The following is a 2,484-nucleotide window of genomic DNA, read 5'->3' as shown; positions in this document are numbered from 1 at the left end:
AGGCCCTGCACGTGCTGGCGGAACGCCAGGTGCTGGCCGGGGCGCACCGGGACGCCGAGGCGTCGGTGGCCGAGGCCGTGGAGATCGCCCGGGACACCGGGCTGCGCGAGCGCGTCGCCTGGCTGGGCGGCGTGCCCGCCCGGATCGCGGCCATCGAGGGCGACGAGGAGCGCTGCCGCGCCCTCACCGGGGACGTGCCCGACGTCGGCAGGGTGGCCACCAACACCTCCTCCCTGCCGGTGATGCGGCTGGGCATGGCGACCGGCCGGGCGGACCGGGTCGTGGGCCTGCACTTCTTCAACCCCGTGCCCGTGCTGCCCCTGGTGGAGGTGGTGACCTCGCTGCACACGTCGGCCGCGACGACGGCCGCGGTGGAGGACTTCGCGACCCGAACCCTCGGCAAGACGGTGATCCGGTCCCAGGACCGGGCGGGCTTCGTCGTCAACGCGCTGCTCGTGCCCTATCTGCTGTCCGCGATCCGGATGGCGGAGTCCGGCTTCGCGACCGCCGCCGGCATCGACACCGGCATGGAGCTGGGCTGCGCCCACCCCATGGGCCCGCTGAGGCTCGCGGACCTGATCGGCCTGGACACGGTCGCCTCGATCGCGGAGGCGCTCTACGACGAGTTCAAGGAACCCCTCTACGCCCCTCCCCCGCTCCTGCTGCGGATGGTCGAGGCGGGGCTCCTGGGCCGCAAGACCGGCCGGGGCTTCCACCGGTACGACCAGGACTGAGGGCCTGGCAGGACGCGGGCGAGGGGCCCGTACGGCCCCCGGGGTGAGGGTCCCCGGGGGTGCCGGCGGGGAGAGGGTCTAGGCTGGCCGGTGCAGCTGGTTCGCCCCGTCCGCCAGGCGGGATGCGTCGCAAGAGGGAACCCGGTGGGAATCCGGGACTGCCCCGCAGCGGTGAGCGGGAACGACCGCCGTCATACGCACTGGGTCCGACGTACCGGGCCTGGGAAGCGACGGCCAGTAGGTGTCCTCCTCGGTGAACGACGAGGACGTGCCCGCGAGTCCGAAGACCTGCCATCTGCCCGCGTGCGGACCGTTCCGCGCGCGGACATCCCGGTGACCTCGAGGGCGGGTCGGCGTACACATCGGACGGGCGGCCTCGCCAGGTCGTGCCAGGTCGTGCCAGGCCGTGCCAGGCCGTGCCAGGCCGGTTCCGTCCGGTTCGTCATCCCTTCGCGCTCTCGTCCCGTCCCCGGGATCTCAGGGATTCATCTCGCGAAGGAGATCTCCGTGACAGCGAAGTCCGCGGCCGCGGCGGCACGGGCCACCGTGTACGGCTACCCCCGTCAGGGGCGGAACCGGGAACTGAAGAAGGCGATCGAGGGGTACTGGAAGGGCCGCGTCGACGCGCCCGGACTCCGGTCCGTCGCCGCCGACCTGCGGGCCGCCACCTGGCGGCAGCTCGCCGCCGCCGGCCTCCACGAGGTGCCGACCGGCGACTTCTCGTACTACGACCATGTGCTCGACACCACCGTGATGGTCGGCGCGATCCCCGAGCGGCACCGCGCCGCCGTCGAGGCCGACGCGCTGGACGGCTACTTCGCGATGGCCCGGGGCACCCAGGAGGTCGCTCCGCTGGAGATGACCAAGTGGTTCGACACCAACTACCACTACCTGGTCCCCGAGTTGGGCCCCGACACCGTCTTCACCGCCGACTCCGCGAAGCAGGTCACCGAGCTGAAGGAGGCCCTGGCCCTGGGTTTGGCCGCCCGCCCGGTGCTCGTCGGCCCCGTCACCTACCTCCTCCTCGCCAAGCCCGCCCCCGGCGCGCCCGCGGACTTCGCACCGCTCACTCTGCTGGACCGTCTACTGCCGGTGTACGCCGAGGTGCTGGCCGATCTGCGCGCGGCCGGCGCCGAGTGGGTGCAGCTGGACGAGCCGGCCTTCGTGCAGGACCGCACCCCGGCCGAGCTGAACGCCCTGGAGCGCGCCTACCGGGAGCTCGGCGCCCTCGCCGACCGGCCGAAGCTGCTGGTCGCCTCGTACTTCGACCGGCTCGGCGAGGCGCTTCCCGTGCTGGCGAAGTCCCCGGTCGACGGTCTGGCCCTGGACTTCACCGAGTCCGCGGCCGGCAACCTGGACGCCCTCGCCGCCGTCGGCGGACTGCCGGGCAAGCGGCTGGTGGCCGGTGTCGTCAACGGCCGCAACATCTGGATCAACGACCTGTCGACGTCCCTCGCACTGCTCGGCACCCTGCTGGGACTGGCCGACCGGGTCGACGTGTCCGCGTCCTGCTCCCTCCTCCACGTCCCCCTCGACACGGGCCTGGAACGGGACATCGAGCCGCAGATCCTGCGCTGGCTGGCCTTCGCCCAGCAGAAGACCGCCGAGATCGTCACCCTCGCCAAGGGCCTCGCGCACGGCACCGGCGCCATCACCGCCGAACTCGCCGCCAACCGCGCCGACCTGGCCTCCCGCACGGGCTCGCCGATCACCCGCGACCCGGCGGTGCGGGCCCGCGCCGAGGCGGTGA

General features: G+C 73.2%; 1 protein-coding gene, 1 pseudogene and 1 riboswitch. The gene and the pseudogene both read left to right on the top strand.

The window, feature by feature from the left end; translation table 11 throughout:
• Positions 1-5: 5 nt before the first annotated feature.
• Complete coding sequence (locus N4P33_RS34590) at positions 6-734, top strand: 3-hydroxyacyl-CoA dehydrogenase family protein (RefSeq protein ID WP_260830872.1); 729 nt, start codon at positions 6-8, stop codon at positions 732-734.
• A gap of 80 nt (positions 735-814) precedes the next feature.
• Positions 815-1,045: riboswitch (cobalamin riboswitch) on the top strand.
• Between the two features lie 196 nt (positions 1,046-1,241).
• Positions 1,242-2,484, top strand: a pseudogene (locus N4P33_RS34585) (5-methyltetrahydropteroyltriglutamate--homocysteine S-methyltransferase); the annotation flags it as partial.

The organism is Streptomyces sp. 15-116A (genome assembly GCF_025290915.1).
Taxonomy (GTDB): domain Bacteria; phylum Actinomycetota; class Actinomycetes; order Streptomycetales; family Streptomycetaceae; genus Streptomyces.
The sequence above is the reverse complement of the archived record's forward strand: the minus strand, read 5'-3'. Positions and strand labels throughout refer to the sequence as shown.